Here is a 26,232-nt window from a genome sequence, read left to right as displayed (position 1 = left end):
GCAGCAGGCTACCGCGATATCTCATCGACGGAGCGCCATGATCTCGGCTCTGTCCGGCTTCGCGCTGATCGGCGTGATCGTGGCCGCGGGCTGGGCGGCGAAGCGCTGGGCCGGGCTGCCGCCGAACGCGGAGGCCGCGATCGGCCGGCTGGTCTACACGGTGCTCAACCCGTGCCTGCTGTTCACCGGGGTCGAGGCCGCCGACCTGCGGGTGCTGTTCAGCGAGCCGCTGCTGGTGTCGGCCACGGCCGCGTGCGCCTGCTTCGGCCTGCACCTGCTGTGCACGCGGGGGCGCATGCCGGGCAGGCGGACCATGGGCACGCGGATCATGGGCGCGCTGACCGCCGGATACGTCAACGCCAACTACATCGGGATCCCGATCGCCACGTATGTGCTGGGCGACGCCGCCCTGGTCGTACCGATCATCATGCTGCAACTGCTGATCGTGACCCCGATCGCGCTGGCCCTGCTGGAGATCGCCGAGACCGGGCACGCCTCGTGGCGCTCGACCGTGACGGCGCCGCTGCGCAACCCGATGATCGTGGCGGTGCTGCTCGGGGCGCTCTTCTCCGTGACCGGAATGCGCCTACCGACCGTCATCGCCGCTCCGATCACGACCATGGGTCACGCCGCGGTCCCGGTCGTGCTGATCGCCTTCGGCATGTCGCTCTCCGGCCGTCGCGTCCTCGCCGCCGGTCCCGACCGCATCGCCACGATCGCCGCGGTGCTGCTCAAGATCGCCGGCATGCCGGCGATCGCGTTCCTTCTGGCCGTCGTGCTCGGGCTGAGTCACGAGCGCGCGTACGCCGTGAGCGTGCTCGCCGCGCTTCCCACCGCCCAGAATATCTTCCTCTACGGCCAGCGCTTCGGCGTCGGCCTCGTCCTGGCCCGCGACGCGATCTTCCTGTCCACCCTGCTGTGCGCTCCCGCGCTGCTGCTCATCACCCTGCTGACCAACCTGTAGCGTCGTCGCCGATGCCTGTGCTCACGCTCCGCCGGTCCTGGGCCGCGCTGATGGTGCTGGCGGTGACCGCGTTCACGTTCGTGTCCACCGAGTTGCTGCCGATCGGCCTGCTCACCGTGATCGCCGACGACCTCGGCCGGTCGCGCTCGCAGATCGGCCTGCTGGTGGGCGGATACGCGATCGTGGTCGTGCTGGCGTCGCTCCCGCTGACCGCGCTGACCCGGAACGTGCCGCGGCGGCGGGTGCTCGGCGCCACCATGGTGCTGTTCGCCGCGGCCAATCTCGCCGGCGCGCTGGCCCCGTCGTACGAAATCCTGGCCGTTGCCCGTCTGGTCACCGCCCTGACCCAGGCTCTGTTCTGGTCGATCGCGCCGCCCGTGGTGAGCGGCCTGTTCCCGGCCAGCATGCGGGGCCGGGTGGTGGCGCTCTTCTCCACCGGCGCCGCGCTGGGCCCGGTCCTCGGCGTGCCGCTCGGCACCTGGCTGGGGCAGCAGGCCGGATGGCGGGCGGCGTTCGCGGTGATGGCGGCGGCCGGTCTCGCCGCGACCGTGGCGGTGGTCGCGCTGATCCCCACCTATCCGCCCGGCGACGGCGGCGCGGCCCGCGGCACCGCGCCCGACCGGCGCGCCTTCGCGGTGCTGCTGGTCGCGGTCGCCGCCGGCATCACCGGTTTCCTGGTGTTCAACACCTACGTCACGCCGTTCCTGCTGGACGTCAGCGGGTTCTCGGACGGCGCGCTGGCCCCGCTGCTGTTCGTGTCGGGCGTCGCCGGGACCGCCGGAACGATCATCGTGTCCCGCACCCTGGACGCGCACCCGATCTCGTCGCTGCTCACCCCGCTCGCCGTGGGCTCGGCCTCGCTGCTCGGGCTCTACCTGCTCGGCTCCCTGCAGGTGGTCACGGTGGTGCTGCTGGCCGGGCTGGGGATCTCGTTCTCGTCCTTCGCCACCGCCCTGCAGAACCGCATGCTGCAGGTCGCGCCCGGCAACACGGACATCGCCTCGGCCGGGCTGAGCACCGCCTTCAACCTGGGGATCGCGGCCGGGTCGCTGGTCGGGGGCGCGCTGCTGCCGCGGTACGGAGCGCAGCCGCTGGCCGGGGTCGGCGCGGCGCTCACCCTGGGCGCGCTGGTGATCCTGCTCGCGCCGGGCGCACGCCGGGGCCGCTGAGCACGCGCACGCCGGTCATCCCTCGCGCGCCGGTCATCCCTCGCGCGCCCGGTGGAGCGCCCGGGCGGCCCGGACCAGTTCGGCGTTGCTCTGCGCCGGGGAGCCGTCCGGCAGGGAGATCGAGTCCTCGAACCCGACCCGCGTGTCGTGCCCCCGGCGGAACGCGTCGGCGATCAGCGGCCAGGTCCAGTCGTTCATGCCGTGTGTGAGCCGCGGACACGTCGAGCCGGCGTGGTCGAGCGCGTCGTTGACCTGTCGCGCCACCTCCGCCGGGTCGCCGGTGAGAAAATAGGGCTCCCCCGGGTCGAGCTCGATGCTGATCCGCCGCGCGCTCGGCAGGAACCCGGAGCCGATCAGCAGCTCCATCTCGGCCGGCGCCCAGAGCCCCACGTCGATCCCGATGCCGGTGTCGAGCATCGCCCGCATGACGCCCTCGAACCCCTTCTCGGACAGGTTGACCGTCGCGCAGTCGACCCCTTCCCACTCCCGGATCATCGCGATGCGCTCGGCCGGGTCCGGCACGATCCACGCCCCGGTGGTCAGGCCCACCTCGACCGCGATGCCCTCCTCGGCCGCCAGCTCCCGCACCCGCCGGCAGCTCTCGTTGACCGCCTCGGGCCGCAGCGTCTCGGCGCCGGCGTGGTCGCGCACATGCAGATGTACGCCCGTCGCGCCGGCCCGGAAGCACTCGCGCAGGTCCGCGAGCACTTCGTCGAGCGTGACCGGCATGTTCGCGTGAACGTCCTTGCCCCACGGCCCGTTCGGCGTCACCTGCAACATGCCCCGACGCTAACCGCGCCACCGCCCGCCCGCGACTCGGCCCGCAACATGCCCCGACGCCAACCGCGCCACCGCCCGCCCGCGACTCGGGCGGTCAGGCCGCGCGGGACGGCCCCGTCAGGTATCGCTGGATCGTTCCGTCAGGTATCGCTGGATCGTCGGGCCCACCCAGGCGGCGGCCTCGGCGGCCGGCATGCCGACCACCGGGGGCAGGCGCAGCACGAACCGGCACAGCGCCAGCCCCAGCATCTGGCTCGCGACCAGCCCGGCGCGGCGCGGCGCCTCCGCGGGGTCGGGGCAGACCGCGGCCACCACCGGCAGCAGCTGCGCGCCGAACAGGTCGCGCATCCGGTCGGCGGCGGCCTCGTTGGTCGCGGACGCGCGCAGCAGGGCGGTCAGCGTGTCGTCGCCCTCCCAGCGGTGCAGGAAGTGCCGGGCCAGGGCGGCGCCCACCTCGCCGGGCGGCACCGCCGAGACGTCGGGGAGCTGGAGGTCGAACTCGGCGGCGGCCGCGAACAACTTCTCCTTGTTGCCGTAGTAGCGCATCACCATCGACGGGTCGATGTCGGCGTCGGCGGCGATCGAGCGGATGGTGGCCCGCTCGTACCCGTCGCTGGCGAACCGCTCCCGGGCCGCCACCAGGATCGCCGCGCGCGTGGCGTCGGAACGCCGTCCGGCCATTTCTAAGCTCCCGTCGCCGCTTTCTCCCGGTGGATCGTAGACAGCTCGGACAGGTTCATCGCGAGCCCGCGGCTGACGGCGGGGATGCCGCCCACGAGCGGCAGCACGGCGTTGCGCAGCGCGATCAGCGGCCGGCTCCGCAACGTGGCGATCCGGGTCATGCGGTGAGTGAGCGCGATGACGTCGGCGGCGACCGGGCGTCGCCGGGCCTCGTACGCGTCCAGGTCGGTGCCGTCGGCCAGCACGGCGGCCAGCTCGATCGCGTCCTGGATGCCGGTGTTCATCCCCTGGCCGCCGGCCGGGCTGTGCACGTGCGCGGCGTCGCCGGCCAGGAAGACCCGCCCGTTGCGGTAGCGGTCGGCGAGCCGGTGGTGCACCCGGAAGCGGGAGCTCCACACCACCTCGCGCAGCCGGGCCGGCTGCTTGCGGGGGCCGCGGGCGTCGAGCAGCGCCTGCACGTCGGCCGCGGTCGGGTGCTCGGGCGCGTCGTCGAGCGTGGCCACGATCCGGTAGTGGCCGCCGGGCAGCGCGGCCACCACGAGGAACCCGTCCGGCGCGAACCCGAGCGTCACCTCGTCGTCCGGCACCGGCCACTCCATGCGCACGTCGGCCAGCACGAAGGACTGGGCATACGCATCGCCGCTGAAGGTGATGCCGCTGAGCTCACGGACCGTGCTGTGCATGCCGTCGGCGCCCACCAGATAGCGCGCCCGGATCGTCTCGCCGTCGCGCAGCGTGGCGGTCACGCCGCCGTCGTCCGGCCGGACGCCGACGATCTCCGCCGGCCGGCGGACCGAGACCCCGAGGTGGTCCAGGCGGGCGGCGAGGATCCGCTCCGTCTCGTTCTGCGGCAACATCAACGTGTACGGGTACGCCGTGGGCAGCCCGCCGAAGTCCACCGTGAGCAGCGCCCGATCCCGGTCCCGGACGGTGAACCGGGGCACGACGACGCCGCGCTCCACCAGCTCGGGTGAGACGCCGATCTCGTCGAGCACCTCGAGCGTGCGGGCGTGAATGACGGCGGCGCGCGACGTGTTGGCGCCCGCCGCCTGCTTGTCGACGATCACGACCTGCATCCCGCGCTGGGTCAGCGCGGCCGCCAGGGCGAGCCCGACCGGCCCGGCTCCGGCGACCAGAACATCGATCTCTCGTATGACTCCTCCTCCATTTGCCAACAATCGTTGGCATGAAGGTAGTCGATGCCAACGTGCGTTGGCAAACATTTGTTGGCATTGCCGCGGTGACCCGCCGCACACTCAGCGCGACGAGGCCGGGAGGGGTGGCCGCGCAGGTTCGGGACGGACGCGGCCGGGCGCAGGCGAGTGGGCGGTGGGAGGCGCAGGCGCGCCGGCGCGCGGGAACGAGTGGGCTCGGCGAGCGGGCGACGCAGGGCGAGCGGGCGACACAGGGCGACCGGGCGACGCAGGGCGAGCGGGCGACGCAGGGCGAGCGGCGGGCGGGGACGAGTGGGCGCGGTGAGTGGGGCGGGCGCGGGCTGCATGAGGGAGCGGGTGAGCGCCGGCGGGTGGGGCGAGCGCAGGCAGCAAGTGCGGGACGAGCAGGCAGGGCAGGCGAGTGAGCGGGGGCGAGCGGGCGCGCGGCGGGCGATGCCGGCCGCGAGTGCCGGCGGCGGGGTGGGCGGCGAGCGCCGGACGGCGGGCGGGCCGCGAGCGGGGTTTGCGTTGCAGGACAGCCCGGCGGCGGCCGACGGCCCGGGGCGCCGACTGGCCGGCGCGGCTCGGCGGGACCCGGCGCCGCCCGTACCCGATAAAGATTTTGAATTTGCCGGAATCCGGACGATCGGCGCCTCGGGTGATTTGATCAGCGATAACCGGTAACAGGTGAGAAACGTCGGGGGTGCGAGCATCGCCGGGACACAGGGAGGTTCGGTTGTTCCTCAGCCAGCACGAACAGGAGCGCCTGCTGATCCACGTCGCGGCGGAGGTGGCTCGGCGGCGGCAGGAGCGCGGGTTGAAGCTCAATCATCCGGAGGCCACCGCGATCATCACGGCGTTCCTGCTGGAGGGCGCGCGGGACGGGCGGACGGTAGCCGAGCTGATGGACTCCGGGCGGCGGGTGCTCACCCGCGACGACGTGATGGAAGGCGTGCCCGAGATGCTGGGTGAGGTGCAGGTCGAGGCGACCTTTCCGGACGGGACCAAGCTCGTCACCGTGCATGGGCCGATCTCGTGATCCCGGGCGAGGTCATCGCGGGTGACGGTGCGATCGAGATCAATGCGGGGCGTGCGGTGGTCGCCCTGACGGTGCGTAACACCGGTGATCGGCCGGTGCAGGTCGGGTCGCACTTCCACTTCGCCGAGTGCAACGCGGCGCTCGAGTTCGATCGTGCGGTCGCGTGGGGCCGGCGGCTGGCGGTTCCGGCCGGGACCTCGGTGCGGTTCGAGCCGGGGATGCCGCGCGACGTGGAGCTGGTCGCGCTGCGCGGAAAGCGGATCGTGCCGGGATTGCGCGGGCTGGCGGGCGGCGGCTTGGACGGCACGGCCGAGCCCTCGGCGCCGGAGGAAGACCGGGACGAAGCTCCGGAAACCGAGCCCGAGAACGGCAGCCCGCGATGAGCAGCCTGGATCGCGGGCGCTACGCCGCGCTCTACGGGCCGACCATCGGCGACCGGATCCGGCTGGCCGACACCAACCTGCTGATCGAGGTCGAGCAGGACCGCAGCGGCGGGGCGCACGCCGGGGACGAGGTGGTCTTCGGCGGCGGCAAGGTGATCCGCGAGTCGATGGGGCAGTCGCGGGCGAGCCGGGCCGAGGGCACCCCGGACACAGTGATCACCGGGGCGGTGGTGGTGGACCACTGGGGGATCGTCAAGGCGGACGTCGGGATCCGGGACGGGCGGATCGTGGGCATCGGCAAGGCCGGCAACCCGGACACGATGGACGGCGTGGACGCGGAGCTGGTGATCGGGCCGGGCACCGAGATCATCGCGGGCAACGGGAAGATCCTCACGGCCGGCGCCGTCGACAGCCACGTGCACCTGATCAGCCCGACCATCCTGGACACCGCGCTGGCGAGCGGGATCACCACGATCGTCGGCGGCGGCACCGGGCCGGCCGAGGGGACGAAGGCCACGACCGTCACCCCCAACCAGTGGCACCTGGCCCGGATGCTCGAGGCGATCGACACGTACCCGATCAACGTGCTGCTGCTCGGCAAGGGCAACACGATGTCGGAGGAGTCGATGTGGGAGCAGCTGCGCGGCGGGGCGGGCGGCTTCAAGCTGCACGAGGACTGGGGCACGACGCCGGCCGTCATCGACGCGTGCCTGCGGGTGGCCGACGCGTCGGGGGTGCAGGTCGCGATCCACACCGACACGCTGAACGAGGCCGGCTTCGTCGAGGAGACGCTGCGCGCGATCGGCGGGCGCTCGATCCACGCGTACCACACCGAGGGCGCCGGCGGCGGGCACGCGCCGGACATCATCACGGTCGCCTCGCACCCCAACGTGCTGCCCTCGTCGACCAACCCGACCCGGCCGTACACCCGCAACACGCTCAGCGAGCACCTCGACATGCTGATGGTCTGCCACCACCTGAACTCGGCGGTGCCGGAGGACCTGGCGTTCGCCGAGAGCCGGATCCGTCCCTCCACGATGGCGGCCGAGGACCTGCTGCACGACCTCGGCGCGATCTCGATGATCGGCTCGGACTCGCAGGCGATGGGCCGGGTCGGCGAGGTCGTCATGCGGACCTGGCAGACCGCGCACGTGATGAAGGCCCGGCGCGGTTCCGGCGACCGGAACGACAACGCCCGCGTCAAACGCTATATCGCGAAATATACGATCTGCCCGGCGGTGGCGCACGGGATGGCCGAGCACGTCGGCTCGGTCGAGACGGGCAAGCTGGCCGACCTGGTGCTGTGGGATCCGGCCTTCTTCGGCGTGCGGCCGGCCCTGGTGATCAAGGGCGGCATGATCGCGTACGCCCAGATGGGCGACGCCAACGCCTCGATACCCACCCCGCAGCCGATGCTGCCGCGCCCGATGTTCGGAGCGTACGGCGTCGTCCCCGCCCAGACCTCGGTGGCGTTCGTCGCGCCGGCCGCGATCGACGCGCTCCTCGGCGACCGCATCGGCGTCAAGCGGGCCCTGGCCCCGGTCTCCGACACCCGCCACCTGCGCAAGGCCGACTTGCCGCTCAACGACGCGCTCCCCCGCATCGAGGTCGAGCCGGACACCTTCACGGTCCGGATCGACGGCGAGGTCATCGAGCCCGAGCCGGTGACCGAGCTGCCCATGGCCCAGCGCTACTTCCTCTTCTGAAGGTTCCGACGATGAGCCTCGCGACCCTCCTCGTGCTCGCCGACGGCCGCCTGCCGTCCGGCGGCCACGCGCACTCCGGCGGCCTCGAGGCCCAGGTCGCCGGCGGCCGGGTGCGCGGCCCGCCCCGGCGCCGGCCGGAGCGGGCCGCTGACCGCTTTCCGGGCGCTTCGGCCGCCGCCGCTTTCCGGGCGCTTCGGCCGCTTTTCGGGCGCTTCGGCCGCCGCTTTTGGGGCGCTTCTCAGGCGGCCACCGCGATGGGCACGCCGTGGCTGTCGGTGAGCGCCAGCCGGGTGTGCAGGTTGCCCTGCTGCGCCACCCGGGCGAAGTACTCCGAGCGCCGGCGCTGCAGGCACCCCTTGCGGGTCCGGGGTCCGCCGGCCGCGACGGTGAGCAGCTCGGGCGCCAGCGAGCTGTTCAGGCCCTCGCGGAGCAGCTGCAGGGCCTCGGTGCGCAGCTGGGAGATCCGGGACTCGGTCACGCCCAGCCGCGCCGCGACGTCGCTGAGCGGCTGCTCCTGCAGGAACGACTCGGTGACCACCTGGCGCAGCCGCTCAGGCAGCGCCTGGATCGCCTGGTGCAGGTAGCCGAGCCGCTCGCGCTTGAGCAGCAGGTCCTCCGGCCCCTCCGACATCTCCGGCACCATCTCCTCGGCCGCGCCGGTGGGGAAGCCTTGCAGGCTGAGCAGGGCGGCCTTCTGCACGTCGTCCTCGACGGTGGCGAGCTCGGCGACCCCGATGCCCAGCAGCTCCGCCACCTCGGCGTCGGTGGGCGTACGGCCGAGCGCGGCGGTCAGCTCCTGGCGGGCGGCCGCGGTGCGCCTCGCCCGCGCCCGCACCGAGCGGCTCGCCCAGTCCTGGCCGCGCAGCTCGTCCAGCAGGGCGCCGCGGATCCGGACCGCGGCGAAGCGGTGGAAGGGAATTCCCCTGGTCACGTCGAATGATCGGGCCGCGCCGAGCAGGGCGGCGAATCCGGCCGACGACAGGTCATCCGCGTGTACATGGCCCGGTACCCGGTTGAGCAGCTCCCGGACCAGATGGCCAACCATCGGCATGTTCTCGCGGACGAGATCCTCGATGTCACGCGCGGACGGCGCGTCGTGGGTCGTGCCGATGGTGGCGGGGAGCTCGGTCGTGGTCGTCACGTGGTCCTCCTCGCTCATACGACCGGTGGTGAAAACCGGCTGACGAGGAGAACTTTTGCCGCCGAAAGGTGCAGCGGCGGACGAACTCGGTTGCTTTTGGGGTGCTTTTTACGAGAAAAGCTCAGGTATCAGTTCACGACCGCGGGCGTCACCACGCCGATGAGCTCGTGGTGCACCCAGTGCATACGGCGGACCGCCATCTCCGGGTGATCACCGAACTCGCTGGCCACCTCGGCCGCGCAGCCGTCGCTGCCGTGCAGCAGGATCATCGCGGTGACGGCCTGCTCCACCGCCTGCCTGCTGGGGCTCTCGGACGGCTGCAGGCTGGAGACGAACAGCGCCTCCGCCGCCAGATCCTTCACGATGCTGATCATTTTGGTCGATCTCCCCGATGTACGACGATATGGCCCCGCTGGAGCGATTCTTGCCCGCCGGGCGTGTCCGGGGTGTCCGCCACGCCGCACGTTCGTCTCATCGGTGCCGGGGGAACGGATCGCTCCAGAAAGTGACTGCTCACATCACTTTCACCCTAACGCGATGATCGGCCGCCCGACTCGTGCTTTTTGTCGGACGGCCGATCACCGGCTGAATCAGGTGAAACAGTCCGGGTCGTTGATGTTCACGCAGCCTTCGTCGCTCGGCAGGGCCGGCGGCGGGCTCTCCAGCGAGGGGCTCGTCTCCACCACGGGATCGGTGGACGTCTCGGATTCCTCCGGAGTCGGCGAGGTCTTCGTCGGCGGCGGGGTCGGTGCCACCGTCGCCGTCGCGTCTGGTGGGTCCTGGGACGCCGGCAACGAGTGCGGCAAGGTGCCCGGTGAGGTCGTTCCGCCGCCCGTGACCGGCGTGGTCGCCGGCGCCGTGGTCGGCGTGATGTGCACGATGCCACCCGGGTCGACCGAGACGCCCACCGTCGGGTTGCTGGCCACCGGGGTCGCACCCAGGCGCACCGTGCCGTCCGACAGGTGCTCGACCTGCCGGGAGGGCTGGCCGGGCTTGGCCGACACGAACGTCTCGCAGGTGCGGTTGTTCAGCATGAACGCCAGCGGCGCCGTGTTGTTCTGCTGATAGGTCCCGGTGATCGGCACGTTCAGCGTGGTCTGCGGCCGCAGCGGGGCCGCCGAGGTGACCGTCACGCCCTGGCCGGCCTGGGTGAGCTGCGACTTGCCGCTGGTCGAGACCACCTGGTCGCCGGGCATGATGAACCACAGCTTCCAGTTGTCGACCGGCACGTCGGCCCGGTTGGCCAGCGTCACCTGAGCCTTGAACTGGCCGTTGGCCTCCGACCAGACCGCGTAGCTGACCACGCATTTGCCGGTGGCGGGCACCACGCTCGGCTGCGGCGCGACGGAGCGCCGGCTGGAGGCGCTGCCGGGGACGTTGTTGGCCAGACTCCACGCGTACGTGCCGGCGCCGAGGAGCAGGACGGCGCCCGCCGCCAACAGCACCCGGCGGGTGTGCTCGCGGGAGTTGTTGCGGGCCTTGTCCTGCTCGCCCGGTGGCGGGCCGCCGGGCTTGTTGTCGTACGCCTTGCGCAGGGCCGGGCTGTCGGCCGAAGCCGCACCCCCATCGGCTGCCCCGTCCGCACCCGTGTCATCCGCCTCCGAGCCGGCCGCCGCGGCCGCTCCGGCCGCCGCCCCGATCAGGACCGGGCCCGACTTGAGCTCGGCGAACCGGCTGTTGCGGGCCGGCGCCTCCGGCCCGCCGACGGCCGGTCCCGGCTCCTGGCGGATCACATCCGGGTAGGACCGCTGGGCCGGCAGGATCGTGGTGTCCTCGCCGCTCTCGGACCAGTCCGGGACGTAGCCCCGGGCGGCCAGCGGCGCCCCGGCCGCGATCTGGGCGAGCACGTGCGCGAGCTCGGCGCTGGACGGCCGGTCGGACGGGTGCTTCTCCAGGCAGCGGCCGACCAGGGCGTCCACCGCGGGCGGCAGGCCCTCCACCGCGGGCAGCGGGTCGGGCTCGACGTACTGATGGGCCCGCAGCAGCGCGGTGGTGGTGCCGACGTCCCAGGGCAGCTGGCCGATCAGCGTGCGGTAGACCAGCAGGCCGACCGCGTACACGTCGGTGGCCGGGCTGACCTGGCCGCCCTCGAGCCGCTCGGGCGCGAGGTAGGCCGGGGTGCCGAGCAGGCTGCCGTCGGGGTCTATGTCGTTCTCCCCGATGAGGGCCGAGATGCCGAAGTCGACCACCTTGGCCCCGGTCGGGGTGAGCATGACGTTGGCCGGGGTGACGTCGCGGTGCACGATGCCGCGCGCGTGCGCGGCCGCGAGCGCCGCGGCGACCTCGGCGGTGATCCGGACCGCGTGCTGCCAGGGCAGCCGGCGGGTCCGGGCGAGCACGGCGGCGAGCGACTCGCCGTCGATCAATTCCATGACGACGTACGGCACCGGCTCACCGTCAACGGTGGTGGCCTCGCCGTAGTCGTAGACATTGGTGATGTTCGGGTGGCTGAGCCTCGCCGCCGCCTGGGCCTCGGCCCGCAGCCGGCGCCGGAAGGCCGGGTCGGTGCTCGTCGACGGCGGCAGGACCTTGACCGCGACCTGCCGTCCGAGGACCTCGTCGAACCCTCGCCACACCACTGACATCCCGCCGGCGCCAAGTCTCTCCACCAGCCGGTATCGACCGGCCAGCAGACTCGACCCGGGCAGGTCCGTCGTGCTCATGTGCCCCCACATGCGCGCTCCGAAGAAACGCCGGATCACACCGCCATGCCATCCGGCGCCGGGGTCGGCCCGGCCCGGCGTTGGACCGTGCGTTCCCCATCGACGGCGAGGATGTTAGCCCACCCGGGGCACTATCACGAGATACCCGCAGGCTGCCCCACCTGCGGATCGTTACGGACCGTTTCCGCGCATATGCCACCCGTCGGGGTGATCTTCGGAGGGGCCGAAAGTCGGATCTTGGACTGTTTCCGGCACCGTTTCGCGAGCTAGTTCCAGACTTTTCGGTCTATAACCGATGCGTCGCTAGTTCTGGTTTCTGAATGTGCCCACCCGAGCGGCCCACTGATTGTCGTCAACGTGTCACGCAGCGAGACGAAACCCGTCACCAACTCATGATCTTTGATTACTAGCCCTACGACAAATGTTGAAGGATCTACCTGTGCAACCCCATCTGATCGGGTGATCCCCCCACCTGTTCAGCCATTTCCGCGTGCCACATCATCACCCGGCGCGTCCATCTCGCGATAAGTCGGACTAAGGCGCCGTTTCGTGACCGGACGCGTCACCCCAGCAGCACGCCCCGGGCCAGCTCCCGGGCCGGCGACTGCACCGCGCCCGGCGCCTTCGTGGTCGGCAGCGCCATCCCCGACGGCACCGGCACGTCGGCGCCGCGCACCGCGCCCAGCTCCGCCAGCAGTGCGAGCACCGGCGCGAGCGACTCGTAGAGGACCAGCACCACGTCGCCCGGCCGGGCCAGCCGCACCGCCTCGGTGATCGCCTCGCGGTAGCCGTCCGCCCGCAGCGCCAGCAGCTTGGGTCGCCGGGCCCGCATCTCCCGCTCGACCAGCCCCGACACCTCCCCCGGCTGCCGGCCGCGCGGATCCTCGTCGTCGTAGAGCACCGCCCGGCCGACCCCGTCTGCGACGATCTGCGCGCATGCCGCCAGCAGGTCGTCGCGGCGGTCGCCGGGCAGCGTCACCGCGGCCACGCAGCGCTCGACGCCCCACAGCCGCTGCAGGGTGCGCAGCGTGGCCGCGAGCGCGGCCGGGTTGTGCCCGTAGTCCACGAAGACCGAAACGTCGCCGATCCGCAGCAGCGTGGCCCGGCCCGGGTTCGCCACCGGCGGGTCGAAGTCGGCCAGGCGGCTCGCCACCGACTCCTGCCCGGCCCCGAGCGCCCGGGCCGCCGCCACCGCCGCGAGCGCGTTCGCGGCCGCGTGCGGCGCCGCCCCGCCGTACGCCCCGGGCAGGTCGGCCACCCGCAGCATGGGCGTGCGCCGGGCGCCGGTCGCCTGCACCAGCCACCCGTCGTGCAGCAGATAGGCCGTCGCGCCCTTGGCCAGGTGCTCGACCACCACCGGCTGCCGCGGGTCGAGCCCGAACCAGACGATCCGCTTGCGGTCGGCGCGCACCCGCGGCCGGTCCACCAGCGAGCGCACCCACGGGTCGTCCGCGTTGAGCACCAGCGTCCCGCCGTCCCGGACCCGCTCGGCCACCAGGGCCTTGACGTGCGCGAGGTCGTCGATCGTGTCCAGCCCGTCCTGCCCGAGGTGGTCGGCGGTGATGTTGGTGATCACACCGACGTCCGACCAGTCGTAGCCGAGCCCGCGCCGCAGCAATCCGCCGCGCGCTGTCTCCAGCACCGCGGCCTGCACCCCGGGGTCGCCGAGCACCATCTGCGCCGAGAGCGGCCCGGTCGCGTCGGCCCGGAAGATGGTGCGGCCGTCGATGCTCACCCCGTCGCTAGTGGTCAGCCCGATCCGCATGCCGGTGTCGGCGAGCAGGTGCGCGGTCAGCCGGGCCACCGTGGTCTTGCCGTTGGTGCCGGTCACCGCGGCGGTCGGGATGCGGCCGTCGGAGCCCGCCGGGAACATCGCCCGCACGATCGCGTCGCCCACGTCGCGCGACCGGCCGCGCACCGGGGCCAGGTGCATCCGCAGGCCGGGCACGGCGTTGACCTCGATCACGCCGCCGGTGACCTCCCGGCCGGCGCGGGCCGGCGGCAACGGCTCGGCGATGTCCGGCAGCCGCAGGTCGATCCCGGCGATGTCCAGCCCGACCAGCGCGGCGACCCGCAGGCACAGCCGGGCCACGTCGGGGTGCATCCGGTCGGTGACGTCGTGGCTGGTGCCGCCGGTCGACAGGTTCGTGGTCTCGCGCAGCCAGACCTTCTCCCCCGTCGCCGGGACGTCGCCGAGCGAGCGGCCCTGCCGTTCCAGCACCCGCATCGAGGCGTCGTCCACGGTGATCCGGGTCAGCACCCGGGAATGGCCGGCGCCGCGGCGCGGGTCGCTGTTGGTGCGGTCGACCAGCTCGGCGACGGTGCTGCGGCCGTCGCCGACGACGTGCGCGGCGATCCGCTCGGCGGCCGCCACGATCTCGCCGTTCACCACGAGCACCCGATAGTCGCGGCCGCCTAGCTGCCGTTCGACGACGACGTCCTGGCCGGCCGCCGCGAAGGCGTACGCGACCTCGGCCCCGGTCGTCACGCTCAGCGTGACCCGATCGCCCTGCCGGCCGCGGCGGGGTTTGACCACGACCGGAGCGCCCAGCGTGGCGAACAGGCGGGCGGCCTCGGCGGCGGACCGCGCCACTCCGCCGGCCGGAACCGGCACGCCCGCGTCGAGCAGCAGCCGCCGGGTGATCTCCTTGTCGCCGGCGATGTCGATGCCCACGCCGCTGGTGCGATCGCTCATCGCGGCCCAGGCCAGCCGGCGCCGGTTGCCCCAGCCCAGCCGCACCAGGCTGAGGTCGGCGCAGCGCTCCACCGGGATGCCCCGCCGCCGCGCCGCCGCGATGATCGCCCGGGTGCTCGGCCCGGTGGCCTCCCGTTCGGCGGTCGCGGCCAGCATCGCCAGCCGGCCCGCCGATCCATGCTGCATCTGGGCAACGCCGGCGCCGGCGGCGGCCAGCACGGCGCTCGAGTACGACACCCCCGAGACGATCTCGGTGACCAGGTCGACGGCGACGGCCAGCAGGTCGCCCGGGACGCCGGACTCGGCCGGCTCGTCCACCGGGCACTCGATGATCAGGTGATAGAGCCCGGGCTCGCCGGTCGAGACGGTACGGCCGAAGCTCACGTCCCGCCCGATCAGCTGGGACAGCTCCAGGCAGACGTGCTCGGTGACGTGGCCGAAGTAGGTGCCGCCGCGCAGCCGGCTGACGAAGCCGCCCGGCGCCCCGGCCGCGCAGTGGTGGTCGGCGAGCCCCGGCAGCGCCCGCAGCAGCCGCTCGGCGAAGCCGGTGACGTCCGAGGTCTCCCGCCCGGCCAGCTCCTCCAGCCGCAGGCCCGCGACAATCGCCGGGCGCGACACGTGCACGTTGGGTCCGCGCAGGCGGCGCAGGCTCTCGATCTTCATGCGACTCCCCGTTCAGGCGCGGGCGCGTCGACGACCGGCCGGCGTCCCGTCAGGTGGAAGGTGTGCCCGGCGGCGAGCACGTGGATGCGCGCGCCGGTGAGCGTGATCGGGCCCCGGGCCGGAACCCGGATGTCGGTGGCGGCGCCCGCGTCGATCACGGTGACCGCGCCGGCGCCGAGGACCTCGAAGCGGTCGCCGTCGGTGAGGATCGCGGTGTCCTCGTCGATGCCGAGGCCGAGCTCGTGCGGATAGCGGGCGACCGCGCTGAGCAGCCGGTTGACCCGTCCCCGCTCGGCGAAGTGCTGGTCGATCAGCACGCCGGGCAGCAGTTCGAGGCCGGGCCCGGTGCGCACGCCGGCCCGGGTCACCCCGGGCGCGTCGCCCCCGACGATCATCGTGCCGGACATGACCGCCGCGCCGGCGCTGGTGCCGCCGATCAGCGGGTGCTGCTGGAGCTCCGCGTCGGCGGTCGTGCCGCCGATGATCGAGGAGATCCGCTCCTGGTCGCCGCCGGTGAAGAAGACGCCGGTGGCGGATCTCAGCAGCGGCTGCTCGCACTGGGCCTCGCCGCGGGTGGACAGCCGCAGCGCGTGCACCTCGCCGGCGCCCAGCGCGGTGAACGCCTCGCGGTGGGCGTTCTCGGCCTCGGCGGGCTCGGAACTGGCGGTGGCGATCACGACGATGCGGGCTGCCGCGCCGCCGGCCAGCGAGACGAAGCGGCCGAGCAGGCCCGGTCCGGCCGCGCCGCCGATGATCAGGAGCCGGCGACTCGACACAGCCTCAGGTTAAACGGAACAAACGCGAAACATCCGGCCAATGCCCTTAGTCCGATTTGTCATTCAGCTCGGCCGGCAGCAGGTGCGTCACCTCGGCCGGGCCGCGCGCCAGCGCGACCGCCTTCTCCTCGATCTCCTCGTCGCGCACGGTCAGCCGGCCCTCGTGCTGCCGCAGGTGCTCGGCCCAGGTCGGCACCTGGTAGACCTCGACGAACCGCGAGGGATCCGCGCCGTCGCGGAACAGCCCCCAGCGGGTCGCGCCGGTGCGCTGGCGCGACCCCCGCAGCGCCGCCATCGCCTGGCGGAAGGCATCGACGTTCGCCTCGTCGACCCGGTAGACGGACGTGACCAGCACCGGCCCCTCGTCGAGGTGTGGCTCGAGCATGAGGTGCGGCTCGGCCCAGAAGATCGCCGGGCTGCGGTCGGTGCCGTCCTGCTCGTGGATCGGCCACCAGCGCACGGTCACCGTGCCGAGGAGCATCAGCGCCGCCGCGGCCAGGTAGGCGACCTTCAGGCTGCTGTGCTCGACGACCTGGCCCCAGAGCAGCGCGCCGAAGGCCTGCCCGCCGGCGAACACGACCTGGTAGATGCCGAAGCCGCGGGCACGCACCCAGTTCGGCAGGAAGAGCTGCAGCGCCGCGTTCATCCGCGACACCAGCGTCATCCAGGCCAGCCCGGCCGCGACCAGGGCGGCGGTGACCGCGTACCGGTCGGGCACCAGGGCGATGACCACCAGGGCGAGGCCGTAGCCGGCGCCCGCGGCGGCGATCAGCTGGTTCGGGGTGATCAGGTTGCGGATCCTCGGCATGAGCAGGGCGCCGGCGATCGCGCCCACGCCCAGCGCCGCGAGGAGGATGCCGTAGCCGCTCGCGCCCATCCGCAGCTCCTGGTGGGCGACGAGCGGGAGCAGGCCCCAGATGACGCTGCCCGGCAGGACAAAGAGGACGACCCGGCCGAGCAGCCGCCGCACCACCGGCGAATAGCGCACGTATCGCCCGCCGGCCCGCAGCGCCGAACCCAGGTGCTCCGGATGCGAGGCGGGGATCTGCGGCTTGCGCCGCCAGGCGACGAGAACGAGAGCGAAGACCCCGAACGAGAGGGCGTTCAACGCGAAGACCGCCGCCGAGCCGATCTGCGCGACCAGCAACCCGGCCACGGCCGGGCCAGCCGACCGCGCCAGGTTGGTGTTGACGGCGCCGAGCGCCGACGCCGACGGCAGCTCGTCGCGCGGCACCACCTCGGGGATGACCGCCTGCCAGGACGGCAGCGTCAGCGCCTGCCCCACGCCGAACAGGAACGTGAAGACCAGCAACAGCGGCGGCGGCATGCGGCCCACCGCCGTGAGCGCGCTCAGACAGCAGCCGACGGCGAACAGCGCGACCTGCACCGCGAGCAGCAGCCGCCGCCGGTCGAACCGGTCCGCGAGCGCTCCCGACGGCAGCGCGAGCAGCAGCACCGGCAGCGTCGTCGCGGCCTGCACCGCGCTGACCCAGGTGGCCGCGTCCGGCTCCTTGACCACCAGCCACTGCGCGCCGACCGTCTGCATCCAGGTGCCGACGTTGCTGGCGAGCACCGCGATCGACAGGTTCCGGAACACCGGGTGGCGCAGCGGCGTCCAGGGCGAGGCCGTAGTTGTCACGGCAGGAACCTATCGGCGCCGCGCCCCCGGGCCGGGCCTCGGCACGACCGCACGCGGGTCGCGCAACCGGTGGCCGCTTGAACAATGCAGCTCGGCGTGCACCTCGGCCCCGCAGTCGCGGTGCTCGAACCGCAGCGGCGGCCCACCCGGATCGGCCAGGTAGCGGTTGCCCCACTCGAGCAGCGTGATCAGCACTGGGTAGACGTCGAGCCCCTTGCTGGTCAGGCGGTACTCGTGGCGCTCCCGCGCGCCCGGCTCCCGATACGGCTCACGCCGCAGCACGCCCTGCTCGACCAGCATCGCCAGGCGATTGGTGAGCACCTGCCGCGGGATCCCGGTGCGCACCCGCATGTCGTCGAAGCGCCGGATCCCGTTGAAGACCTCCCGCAGCACCACGACGGTCCACTTCTCGCCGAGCACTTCCATCGCCCGCCCGATCGTGCAGCCGTCGATCGACCAGCTCAGCGCGTCGGGGGAGGTTGTGGGATGCATGACAGCCAGGCTAGGTCTACTTGACAGACGCAGCAACCGCCCGAAGCCTGAATCCATGACGCAGACCCAGGAACGCACCCGCACGTTCGGCTGGACCGACCCCGCCGCCCACGCCGCCGAGATCGGCCGGCGTAGCGGCCTGGACTTGCTGCAGGCCATGGCGCGGGGCGACTTCCCGGCGCCGCCCATCATGCACCTGATCGATCTGGCGTCGCTGGAGGCCGAGGAGGGCACGGTCACCCTGCGCCTCGACCCGCAGGAGTTCCACTACAACCCGCTGGGCTCCATGCACGGCGGCGTCATCTCGACGCTGCTCGACACCGCCGCCGCCTGCTCGGTGCACAGCACGCTGCCGGTCGGCGTCGGCTACACCAGCCTCGACCTGACGGTGAAGTTCCTGCGCCCGATCACGATCGCCACCGGCCGCATCGTCTGCACCGGCAAGGTCCTGCAGCGCGGGCGCCGCACGGCGCTGGCCGAGGCGAGCATCGTCGACGGCGCGGACCGCCTGATGGCCCACGCCACCAGCTCCTGCATCCTGTTCGAGATGTCGTAGCGCTGTCCGATGTCGTAGCGCTGCCTCAGTCGGCGTCGAGCTCGTAGTGCCGCAACCGGACCGGCTCCCCCGCCGGGCCGGTCCAGCCGGCGACGCTGGTGTGCGTGTACCGCCACCCGGTGGCCTCGTAGAAGGCGATCGCCGCCGACCGCTGCTCCTCGGTCACGTTCAGCGTCAGCCGGAGCCCGTTCGCCCGCGCCCACTCGACCGCCCGTCGCACCAGCGCCTCGGCCACGCCCTGCCGCCGGGCGTCCGGCGTCACGAAGAGCCGGGACACCTCGCCGTCCCCCTGAACGGCGACGTGCCCGGCCAGCCCCACTCCCGGCAGCTCGGCGATCCAGGCCCGCCGCAGCCCGCGCGGCGCGAGCCACCGGGCCGGATCCGCCGGCCAGTTCCGCGGGTAACCGTCGCTCAGGTGGACCGCCCGCAGCGCCGCCACGCAGGCGGCGAGGTCACCGGCCGCGCGTTCCCGGATCACCTCACCGCTTCTCGGCCTGGCGCCGGCGCCGGGCCTCGCGCTTCTCCTCGAAGCGGGCGGCCTGGACCTCGAGCTCGTCCATGTGCGCCGCGAGCTGCTCGCGCGCCTTCTCGCCCGCGGCGGTCAGGTCGGTACGGCCGAAGACGTTCCACTGGCGCAGGACCGGCTGCAGCACCTCGTCCCGGTGCTGGCGCAGGTCGTAGATGCCGGCCAGCGCGATCGAGAGCGCCTTGCGCTGGAAGCCCTCGATGTTGGCGCCCGGCATCTCGAAGCCCGCCACGACGTCGGCCACCGCCTGCATCGCGTGGTCGGCGTCGAGGTCGAAGGCCGCGGCCAGCAGGTTGCGGTAGAAGACCATGTGCAGGTTCTCGTCGGCCGCCACCCGGGCCAGCAGCTGCTCGGCGAGCGGGTCGCCGGTCGCCTTGCCGGTGTTGCGGTGCGAGATGCGAGTGGCCAGCTCCTGGAACGCCACGTACGCGATGGAGTGCATCATCTCCTCGGGGTGCGCGTTGGCGTACCCGGCCTGCATGTGGGTCATCCGGGCGCGCTCCAGCGCGACCGGGTCGACCGCCCGGGTCACCGTCAGGTAGTCGCGCAGCGCGATGCCGTGCCGGCCCTCCTCGGCCGTCCAGCGGTGCACCCAGGTACCCCACGCGCCGTCGCGCCCGAAGAGCGTCGCGATCTCGTGGTGGTACGACGGCAGGTTGTCCTCGGTCAGCAGGTTCACGATCAGGGCGGTGCGGGCCACATCCGGGATCGCCGAGTCGTCCTCGCGCCACGGCTCGCCGTCCAGAAGACCGTCGAAGGTCCGCCCCTCGCTCCACGGCACGTATTCGTGCGGGAACCACTCCTTGGCCAGCGACAGATGCCGGTCGAGGTTGGCGGCCACCACGGGCTCCAGCTCGATGAGCAGGGCGGTCTGGTCCACGATCACTCCCTACGGTTGCGTAACTTACGCTACCGTAGCCTCTTACCGGGCGGTACTCCCCGAGAGGTCGCACATTTTCAGCTGACTCACGGCCGCTTCAGCTGACTCACGGCCGCTTCAGCTGACTCACGGCCGCCTCGGCTGACTCACGGCGCTGATGGACCATCATGGATGGCTCCTGACGACCCGGGAGGCAGCGATGTTGCGACGCACCCTGACCGTTCTGACGACCTTCGCCGTGCTGATCGCTCCGGCGGCGCCGGCCGCGGCTACCTCCGGCGACACCTTCGGCCGGCTGCTGCAGCAACAGCTCGACGCCGTGCACGCGGCCGGGATGCCCGGCGCGTTCGCCGAGGTGCGCGACGGCCGCCGCACCTGGACCCCGACCACCGGCGTGGCCGACGTCGCGACCGGCGCCCCGGTGCGCGACGGCATGCGGCACCGGATCGGCAGCATCACCAAGACCTTCACCGCCACCACCGTGCTCCAGCTGGCCGGCGAGCGCCGGATCGCCCTGGACGCGCCGATCGGCCGCTATCTGCCGCGCGGCCTCGTCCCCGCCGGCCTGGCCCGCGAGGTGACCGTGCGGATGCTGCTCAACCACACGAGCGGCATCGGCGACTACGACACCACGATCCTGTCCGGACTCGAGGACCTGCCCACGCTGTGCGGCACCCTTTACACCCCCGAGCAGCTGGTGCGGATCGGGGTCGGCGCCGGCGCCACCAACCCGCCCGGCGCGATGCACTCGTACTCGAACACCAACTACATCCTCGCCGGGATCATCATCGAGCGGGTGACCGGGCACAGCTACCGCGCCGAGATCGCCAAGCGGATCCTGCGGCCGCTGGGCCTGCGCCACACCTATTTCGAGGGCGCCGACCCCGGCATCCGCGGGCCGCACATGCACGCCTATGTGCCGTGGACCGACGGCACGCTCAAGGACTTCACCCAATGCAACATGTCGTGGGCCTGGGCCGCCGGCGAGATCGTCTCCACCGCCCGTGACCTGAACGTCTTCTACCGCGCGCTGCTCACCGGCCGCCTGCTGAAGCCGGCCCTGCTGGCCCAGATGCAGACCACCGTCCCGCAGGTGCCCGCCGACCCGGCCGCCGGCGGTTACGGCCTCGGCCTGTACTGGGTGGACCTGCCGTGCGGCCGCTTCTGGGGTCACGACGGCGGCACGATCGGCCACCAGACGGTGTCGTGGCACAGCCCGGACGGCAGCCGCCAGGTGACGTATGCCCAGAACATGGCCTTCTACCAGCTCGGCGACCGAGCCGCACCCGATCGACATCGCCCTGATCAATTTCCTGGTGGTGGCGCTGTGCGGCGGCGCTCCCACCTACACGCTCACGACGCCGCACCTGCCGCAGACCGTCGAGGTGATGCACCGGCAGCTGCCGTCCTGATCTTCTTCCGCCCTGTGGACAGCGCCCCGTTCTTGTCGTACGCGGGTGGTCTACTCGGCCCCGCCCAGCGCCGGGGTGGGGGCGGTCTGCGGGGCGCTGCGAAGATCGATTGGCGCTTGTTTTCGAAGGTCAAGTTCGCGGGGCTCCGCCCCCCACCCCGGCCATCGCTCGGAGATCTGGCTGGCGATGGTTGCGGTGGGGGCGTGGGTGATCTCCTCGCGGCGGCGCCTGGAGGCGATCACACCGGTGGGTGGGGCGCAAGCAAACCCCGCTTGCACCCCACCCACCAGCGCGATATTGCCGGGGGTGCCGTCGCGAGGAGATCACCCACTTGGCTCGGGGTGCGGGGTCTGCGGGACCCGCCTTTGGGGGCGCGGCTCGTGGCATTCGGGGAGATGCGAGTGGGCGCGGTGAGCTGGGGCCGGTCGCGCGGGCGGCAGCATCCCATGATGTGGCGGTCACGCCAACGCGCCGAGACTCGTTCCCACAAGGTGGCGGTGGGTCCTGCGGGCTGGGCGAGCGGGCCACTTGGTGGGACAGCTGACGCTCCGGCGCCCGACATGTCGGGTTGTTCGGGCGGAAGTTGATCACTAACGGCTAGTTCTGATGAGGTGGTGTTCGCGACTAACCGCAGGTCATCAAGATCGCTGAGCACACCGCGGGAGATGGTGCGGCGACGGGTGCGAAGGCGCGAAGCGACGCGCTGCGGAAAGCGGCGCGCAGCCGAAGCGGCGCGCAGCGGTGCAGCGGAAAGGCGGCGCGAAGCGCCCAGCGGAAAGCGGTGCACAACGGCGGGGAGCGGCGCAGCGCGGAAGCGGGGCACAACCGCGGAAAGCAGCGCATAACGGTGAAAAGCGGTGCACAACGGCGGGAAGCGGCGCGACGTCAGGAACGCCGCGCCGGCCTCAGTGAAACGAAATGATCGGAGCAGGTGAGGTGGCGGACCCGCCCGCGCCGCGGTAACCCGGGGCGCGATGTGCATGCGGGTCGGGGGCAGGGCTCAAGCGCCGGACACGACCGGGTGCAGGTCGTCGGCCGGGGGCTGCCAGGTCGCGGCGTCGGCGGGGACCTGGTCGCCGGAGCGGATGTCCTTCACCGTGTCCGGAGAACCAGGGAACCACACGTACGGGATCCCGCGCCGGTCGGCGTACTGGATCTGCTTGCCGAACTTGGCGGCGGACGGCGCCACCTCGGTGGGGATGCGGCGTCGCCGCAGCGACGCGGCGATCCGGTCGCAGGCCACCCGCTGGTCCTCGTGCGGCAGCGCGACCAGCACGCAGGTCGGCACCGAGCGGGAGACGCTCAGCGCTCGCTGGCCGAAGAGCACGCCGAGCATGCGGGACACGCCGATCGAGATGCCGACCCCCGGGAACCTCTCCTTGCCCGAGGAGGCGAGGTTGTCGTAGCGGCCGCCGGAGCAGACCGACCCGAACCGCTCGTAGCCGCGCAGCTGGGTCTCGTAGACCGTGCCGGTGTAGTAGTCGAGGCCGCGCGCGATCTTGAGCTCGGCGACGACCAGGCCGGGCGCGTGCTCGCGGGCGGTCTCGACGACCCGGACGAGTTCCTCGAGGCCCTCGTCGAGCAGCGGATCGGCGACACCCAGCTTGCGCACCGCGTCCACGAAGGACGCGTCCTCGGCCGAGATCGCCGCGAGGTCGAGGCACGCGGACGCCTGGGCCGGTGATGCGCCGGCCGTCTCCACCAGCAGTTCCGACACGCGGGCCGGGCCGATCTTGTCGAGCTTGTCGACGGTGCGCAGCACCTGGTCGGTGTCCGACAGGCCCAGGCCCCGGTAGAAGCCCTCGCACACCTTGCGGTTGTTGACCTGGATGCGCGCGGCCGGGATCGGCAGCCCGCCCAGCGCGTCCCCGATCACCAGCGGCATCTCGGTGTCGTAGTGGAACGGCAGGTTGTCCCGGTTGACCACGTCGATGTCGGCCTGCAGGAACTCGCGGTAGCGGCCCTCCTGCGGCCGCTCGCCCCGCCACACCTTCTGGATCTGGTAGCGCCGGAACGGGAAGACCAGCTTGCCGGCATTTTCCACGACGTACCGAGCGAAGGGCACCGTCAGGTCGAAGTGCAGGCCGAGCTGATCGTCGGACGGGGCGTCGCCGGGATCGCCCTGGAGGCGGTGCAGCAGATAGACCTCCTTCGAGGTCTCACCCTTGCTCAGAAGGGTCTCCAGCGGCTCGACGGAACGGGTTTCGAGCGGCGCGAAGCCGTACAGCTCGAAGGTCGCGCGAATCCGGTCGATGACCCGCTGCTCGATCATGCGCTGCGCGGGCAGCCATTCGGGGAAGCCGGAAATCGGCATTCTCAAAATCTCCTATTGATGCGATCAGAGACCACGGCCGGGCGCGGCGATCAGCTCCCGCAGGTACGGGTTCGTCGCGCGCTCGCGGCCGATGGTGGTGGCCGGTCCGTGGCCGGGCAGCACGACGGTGTCGTCGGCCAGCGGCAGGATCTTGTCCCGCAGGCTGGTCATCATCGTCGCGGTGTTCCCGCCCGGCAGGTCGGTGCGCCCGATGGATCCCGCGAAGAGCAAGTCGCCGGCGAGGCAGAGCGGCGAATCGTCCCCGGGCAGGCGGAACAGCACCGACCCGCCGGTATGGCCCGGGGCGTGGTCGACCGTCACCTCGAGGCCGACGAGGTTGAGCACGGCTCCGTCGGTCAGCTCGGCGACGTCGGACGGCTCGGTGTAGCTCAACCGGCCGCCGAACACCGCGGACAGGTCGGCGCTCAGCCCCTTGGCCGGGTCGGCCAGCATCTCGAGGTCGGCCGGGTGCACGTACGCCGGGATCCCGCGCGCCCCGCAGACCGGCGCCACCGAGAACGTGTGATCGAGGTGCCCGTGCGTGAGCAGCACGGCGGCCGGCTGGAGCCGGTGCTGGGCGAGCACCTCGTCGAGCCGGTCGAGAACCCCGATGCCGGGATCGACGATCAGGCATTGCTCGCCCGGCCCGGCGGCCACCACATAGCAATTGGTGCCGAAGGCTTCAGCCGGAAACCCAGTGACGAGCAACTGACCCACTCCACGCAAAGATCGGGTACGAATCGTAACGAGCCTAGCCGGGCGGGGGCACACCACTTTCTCAGGAGGTACCCGTACACTCTTGCGGGCGTGTGACAGGACACAGTGAGGAAGGGCAGCCTTCGGTGGCATCCAGTAAGGACCGGCAGCGCAAGCTCGCCCGGGCGAAGCTCGATCGGCAGATGGCACGACGAGCCGTCAAGGAGCGGCGGAGGCGCCGGATGTACGCCGGCCTCGGCGCTGGTGTCGCGGTCCTCCTGATCGTCGCCGGGATCGCGTGGATCGGCGGGGCGTTCGACTCCGACGACACGCCCAGCGCGGCCGACCAGGACATCTGCGCCTGGACGCCGCAGAACGCGACGACCAACACCAACCTCAAGGACGTCGGCACGCCGCCCACCAAGGACATCCCCGTCGACGGCACCGAGACGATGACGGTCACGACCGACCAGGGCGAACCGATCGAGGTCACGCTGGATGTGGCCTCGGCGCCGTGCGGTGCCGAGGACCTCCGGTACCTGGCGAGCAAGAACTTCTACGACAACACCACGTGCCACGAGATCACGACGTACGGCGCGATCCGCTGCGGCGACCCGACCGGCACCGGCCTCGGCGGCCCGACGTACAGCGTGTACAGCGAGAACACGCCGGCCGCTCCGGACCCGTCGCCGAGCTCCGGCGCCGCCGGCCCGACCCCGCTCTACCCCAAGGGCACGGTCGCGCTGATCGGCAACCCGCCCGGCACCAACGGCAGCCAGTTCCTGATCTTCTTCAAGGACTACTCGCCGGCCACCCCGGAGTTCTCGACCGTCGGCTCGGTGTCCGGCGGCATGACCACCGTCGAGAAGATCGGCAAGATCCCCACCGTCGCGGACGACGCCGGCGACAAGGTCAAGCCCAAAACCAAGATCACGATCACCAGCCTCACCGTCGGGCAGACGGCTGCCCCTTCAGCGAGCGCCCAGTCTTAATCCCCCAGGCCGAACACAGCAGGAGGAACACCGTGTCGTCGATCAAGGACCGGCAGCGCGCGGCGGCGCGGGCCCGGCTCGAGAAGGAGATGGCCGAGCGCTCCGCGGCCGCTCGAAAGCGCCGCCAGCGGCAGGCCATCATCGGTTCGGCGATCGCGGTCGTCGTCATCGCCGGCGTCGCGGTGTGGATCGTGACCGCGATGAAGGACGACAAGAAGGACACCCCGGCCGCGAGCGCGGTGCCCGCCGGCCAGGTCGCGTGCACCTGGACCCCGGACACCGGCGGCGGCAAGGTCAAGGACGTCGGCACCCCGCCGGCGACGGCGCCCAACACCGGCACCGCCACGATGACCATGGACACCAACCTCGGCAAGATCGTGGCGACGCTCGACAAGTCCAAGGTGCCATGCACGGCGGCGAGCTTCGCGTACCTGAGCAGCAAGAAGTTCTGGGACAACACGAAGTGCCACCGGCTGGTCAACGAGGCCAGCTTCAAGGTGCTGCAGTGCGGTGACCCGTTCGCGTCCGGCAAGGGCTACCGCGACACCGATGGTCAGGGCGGCCCGAGCTACACGATGGCCGAGGAAAACCTGCCGACCGACACCAACAACCCGTACCCGGCCGGCTCGATCGCGATGGCCAACACGGGCCAGCCGGGCAGCACCGGCAGCCAGTTCTTCATCTGCTCGGAAGACACCAAGCTGCCCGCGAGCTACACCCTGCTCGGCAAGATCACCACGGGCCTCGACCTGGTGAAGGACGTGGTCAAGGCCGGTGACGACGGCGCGTTCGCGCAGCAGGCCGGCGGCGGCCATCCCAAGAAGGAACTCGACATCAAGACGCTCGTGATGAGCTGATTCAGCCGGGTGCGGAAGGGCGAGGCCGTCTGGTCTCGCCCTCTCCGTATAAAA

General features: G+C 72.1%; 23 protein-coding genes. 9 read left to right on the top strand and 14 right to left on the bottom strand.

The genetic code is table 11. From position 1 onward, the window contains the following. Positions 1-37 precede the first annotated feature (37 nt). Both ACFQS1_RS23640 and ACFQS1_RS23635 read left to right on the top strand, forming a co-directional pair. On the top strand, positions 38-964 hold the full coding sequence (locus ACFQS1_RS23640; RefSeq protein WP_378972000.1) for an AEC family transporter: 927 nt from the start codon (positions 38-40) through the stop codon (positions 962-964). Positions 965-975: 11 nt separating this feature from the next. Further along, on the top strand, positions 976-2,133 hold the full coding sequence (locus ACFQS1_RS23635; RefSeq protein WP_378971998.1) for an MFS transporter: 1,158 nt from the start codon (positions 976-978) through the stop codon (positions 2,131-2,133). Between the two features lie 33 nt (positions 2,134-2,166). On the opposite strand, the gene ACFQS1_RS23630 is transcribed toward ACFQS1_RS23635, so the two are convergent. From ACFQS1_RS23630 to ACFQS1_RS23620, 3 genes are all read right to left on the bottom strand, one after another. Beyond that, positions 2,167-2,913, bottom strand: coding sequence for a 3-keto-5-aminohexanoate cleavage protein (locus tag ACFQS1_RS23630; protein WP_378971996.1), 747 nt, complete (start codon positions 2,911-2,913; stop codon positions 2,167-2,169). A gap of 117 nt (positions 2,914-3,030) precedes the next feature. Further along, positions 3,031-3,594 (bottom strand): TetR/AcrR family transcriptional regulator, encoded by a 564-nt coding sequence (locus ACFQS1_RS23625; protein WP_378971993.1) that lies wholly within the window; start codon positions 3,592-3,594, stop codon positions 3,031-3,033. A gap of 2 nt (positions 3,595-3,596) precedes the next feature. Beyond that, a complete protein-coding gene (locus ACFQS1_RS23620; RefSeq protein ID WP_378971990.1) occupies positions 3,597-4,769 on the bottom strand; it encodes an FAD-dependent oxidoreductase in 1,173 nt (390 codons plus the stop codon). Between the two features lie 715 nt (positions 4,770-5,484). On the opposite strand from ACFQS1_RS23620, the gene ACFQS1_RS23615 reads away from it, so the two are divergent. From ACFQS1_RS23615 to ACFQS1_RS23605, 3 genes are read left to right on the top strand one after another with little or no spacing between them, the layout of a single operon-like run. Continuing rightward, complete coding sequence (locus ACFQS1_RS23615) at positions 5,485-5,787, top strand: urease subunit gamma (RefSeq protein WP_378971988.1); 303 nt, start codon at positions 5,485-5,487, stop codon at positions 5,785-5,787. Beyond that, positions 5,784-6,170 (top strand): urease subunit beta, encoded by a 387-nt coding sequence (locus ACFQS1_RS23610; protein WP_378971986.1) that lies wholly within the window; start codon positions 5,784-5,786, stop codon positions 6,168-6,170. The genes ACFQS1_RS23615 and ACFQS1_RS23610 overlap by 4 nt, the downstream gene beginning before the upstream one ends. Further along, the gene (locus ACFQS1_RS23605) at positions 6,167-7,876 is read left to right on the top strand and encodes an urease subunit alpha (protein ID WP_378971983.1); all 1,710 of its coding nucleotides are present in this window, start codon (positions 6,167-6,169) and stop codon (positions 7,874-7,876) included. Before ACFQS1_RS23610 ends, ACFQS1_RS23605 begins: the two co-directional genes overlap by 4 nt. A gap of 238 nt (positions 7,877-8,114) precedes the next feature. Here ACFQS1_RS23605 and ACFQS1_RS23600 read toward each other — a convergent pair whose 3' ends face one another. The 7 genes from ACFQS1_RS23600 to ACFQS1_RS23570 form a co-directional block, all read right to left on the bottom strand. After that, the gene (locus ACFQS1_RS23600) at positions 8,115-9,017 is read right to left on the bottom strand and encodes a sigma-70 family RNA polymerase sigma factor (RefSeq protein ID WP_378971981.1); all 903 of its coding nucleotides are present in this window, start codon (positions 9,015-9,017) and stop codon (positions 8,115-8,117) included. A gap of 128 nt (positions 9,018-9,145) precedes the next feature. Then, positions 9,146-9,391 carry a hypothetical protein gene (locus tag ACFQS1_RS23595; RefSeq protein ID WP_378971979.1) on the bottom strand — a complete coding sequence of 82 codons (246 nt, stop codon included), beginning with the start codon at positions 9,389-9,391 and terminating at the stop codon, positions 9,146-9,148. Between the two features lie 216 nt (positions 9,392-9,607). Further along, on the bottom strand, positions 9,608-11,680 hold the full coding sequence (locus tag ACFQS1_RS23590; RefSeq protein WP_378971977.1) for a serine/threonine-protein kinase: 2,073 nt from the start codon (positions 11,678-11,680) through the stop codon (positions 9,608-9,610). Between the two features lie 562 nt (positions 11,681-12,242). Continuing rightward, positions 12,243-15,038 (bottom strand): cyanophycin synthetase, encoded by a 2,796-nt coding sequence (gene cphA, locus ACFQS1_RS23585; protein WP_378971974.1) that lies wholly within the window; start codon positions 15,036-15,038, stop codon positions 12,243-12,245. After that, positions 15,035-15,814, bottom strand: coding sequence for a cyanophycinase (locus tag ACFQS1_RS23580; RefSeq protein WP_378971972.1), 780 nt, complete (start codon positions 15,812-15,814; stop codon positions 15,035-15,037). The genes cphA and ACFQS1_RS23580 overlap by 4 nt, the downstream gene beginning before the upstream one ends. 46 nt (positions 15,815-15,860) lie before the next feature. Further along, a complete protein-coding gene (locus ACFQS1_RS23575) occupies positions 15,861-17,453 on the bottom strand; it encodes an MFS transporter (protein WP_378971969.1) in 1,593 nt (530 codons plus the stop codon). Positions 17,454-17,462: 9 nt separating this feature from the next. Continuing rightward, on the bottom strand, positions 17,463-17,945 hold the full coding sequence (locus ACFQS1_RS23570; protein ID WP_378971967.1) for a winged helix-turn-helix transcriptional regulator: 483 nt from the start codon (positions 17,943-17,945) through the stop codon (positions 17,463-17,465). A 55-nt stretch (positions 17,946-18,000) separates the two neighbouring features. On the opposite strand from ACFQS1_RS23570, the gene ACFQS1_RS23565 reads away from it, so the two are divergent. Next, the gene (locus ACFQS1_RS23565) at positions 18,001-18,501 is read left to right on the top strand and encodes a PaaI family thioesterase (protein ID WP_378971965.1); all 501 of its coding nucleotides are present in this window, start codon (positions 18,001-18,003) and stop codon (positions 18,499-18,501) included. 25 nt (positions 18,502-18,526) lie between these two features. Here the strand turns inward: ACFQS1_RS23565 and ACFQS1_RS23560 are convergent, their stop codons facing one another. Both ACFQS1_RS23560 and ACFQS1_RS23555 read right to left on the bottom strand, forming a co-directional pair. Further along, complete coding sequence (locus ACFQS1_RS23560) at positions 18,527-18,979, bottom strand: GNAT family N-acetyltransferase (protein ID WP_378971963.1); 453 nt, start codon at positions 18,977-18,979, stop codon at positions 18,527-18,529. A 1-nt stretch (position 18,980) separates the two neighbouring features. Continuing rightward, positions 18,981-19,913, bottom strand: a complete 933-nt coding sequence (locus tag ACFQS1_RS23555; RefSeq protein ID WP_378971961.1) for an acyl-ACP desaturase — start codon at positions 19,911-19,913, stop codon at positions 18,981-18,983. A 193-nt stretch (positions 19,914-20,106) separates the two neighbouring features. Between ACFQS1_RS23555 and ACFQS1_RS23550 the strand changes: the two genes are divergently transcribed. Then, positions 20,107-21,906, top strand: a complete 1,800-nt coding sequence (locus tag ACFQS1_RS23550; RefSeq protein WP_378971959.1) for a serine hydrolase domain-containing protein — start codon at positions 20,107-20,109, stop codon at positions 21,904-21,906. Between the two features lie 413 nt (positions 21,907-22,319). On the opposite strand, the gene hisS is transcribed toward ACFQS1_RS23550, so the two are convergent. Together hisS and ACFQS1_RS23540 are read right to left on the bottom strand one after the other, a co-directional pair. Next, positions 22,320-23,633 carry a histidine--tRNA ligase gene (hisS, locus tag ACFQS1_RS23545; RefSeq protein WP_378971957.1) on the bottom strand — a complete coding sequence of 438 codons (1,314 nt, stop codon included), beginning with the start codon at positions 23,631-23,633 and terminating at the stop codon, positions 22,320-22,322. Between the two features lie 24 nt (positions 23,634-23,657). Continuing rightward, a complete protein-coding gene (locus tag ACFQS1_RS23540) occupies positions 23,658-24,341 on the bottom strand; it encodes an MBL fold metallo-hydrolase (RefSeq protein WP_378971955.1) in 684 nt (227 codons plus the stop codon). Between the two features lie 134 nt (positions 24,342-24,475). Here ACFQS1_RS23540 and ACFQS1_RS23535 point away from each other — a divergent pair, with 134 nt between their 5' ends. After that, positions 24,476-25,321 (top strand): peptidylprolyl isomerase, encoded by an 846-nt coding sequence (locus ACFQS1_RS23535; protein ID WP_378971953.1) that lies wholly within the window; start codon positions 24,476-24,478, stop codon positions 25,319-25,321. Between the two features lie 32 nt (positions 25,322-25,353). Next, complete coding sequence (locus ACFQS1_RS23530) at positions 25,354-26,178, top strand: peptidylprolyl isomerase (RefSeq protein ID WP_378971951.1); 825 nt, start codon at positions 25,354-25,356, stop codon at positions 26,176-26,178. Positions 26,179-26,232: the final 54 nt, after the last annotated feature.

The organism is Paractinoplanes rhizophilus (assembly GCF_042664765.1).
GTDB classification, from domain to species: domain Bacteria; phylum Actinomycetota; class Actinomycetes; order Mycobacteriales; family Micromonosporaceae; genus Actinoplanes; species Actinoplanes rhizophilus.
Note: the sequence above shows the minus strand (reverse complement) of the source record. Positions and strands in the feature narration are given on the sequence as shown.

Excerpts from the sequence above, each read along its gene's own strand:
- ACFQS1_RS23640 (WP_378972000.1), top strand. The coding sequence starts at position 38 with ATGATCTCGGCTCTGTCCGGCTTCGCGCTGATCGGCGTGATCGTGGCC.
- ACFQS1_RS23635 (WP_378971998.1), top strand. The coding sequence starts at position 976 with ATGCCTGTGCTCACGCTCCGCCGGTCCTGGGCCGCGCTGATGGTGCTG.
- ACFQS1_RS23630 (WP_378971996.1), bottom strand. The coding sequence starts at position 2,913 with ATGTTGCAGGTGACGCCGAACGGGCCGTGGGGCAAGGACGTTCACGCG.
- ACFQS1_RS23625 (WP_378971993.1), bottom strand. The coding sequence starts at position 3,594 with ATGGCCGGACGGCGTTCCGACGCCACGCGCGCGGCGATCCTGGTGGCG.
- ACFQS1_RS23605 (WP_378971983.1), top strand. The coding sequence starts at position 6,167 with ATGAGCAGCCTGGATCGCGGGCGCTACGCCGCGCTCTACGGGCCGACC.
- ACFQS1_RS23595 (WP_378971979.1), bottom strand. The coding sequence starts at position 9,391 with ATGATCAGCATCGTGAAGGATCTGGCGGCGGAGGCGCTGTTCGTCTCC.
- ACFQS1_RS23590 (WP_378971977.1), bottom strand. The coding sequence starts at position 11,680 with ATGAGCACGACGGACCTGCCCGGGTCGAGTCTGCTGGCCGGTCGATAC.
- cphA (WP_378971974.1), bottom strand. The coding sequence starts at position 15,038 with ATGAAGATCGAGAGCCTGCGCCGCCTGCGCGGACCCAACGTGCACGTG.
- ACFQS1_RS23570 (WP_378971967.1), bottom strand. The coding sequence starts at position 17,945 with ATGCATCCCACAACCTCCCCCGACGCGCTGAGCTGGTCGATCGACGGC.
- ACFQS1_RS23565 (WP_378971965.1), top strand. The coding sequence starts at position 18,001 with ATGACGCAGACCCAGGAACGCACCCGCACGTTCGGCTGGACCGACCCC.
- ACFQS1_RS23550 (WP_378971959.1), top strand. The coding sequence starts at position 20,107 with ATGTTGCGACGCACCCTGACCGTTCTGACGACCTTCGCCGTGCTGATC.
- hisS (WP_378971957.1), bottom strand. The coding sequence starts at position 23,633 with ATGCCGATTTCCGGCTTCCCCGAATGGCTGCCCGCGCAGCGCATGATC.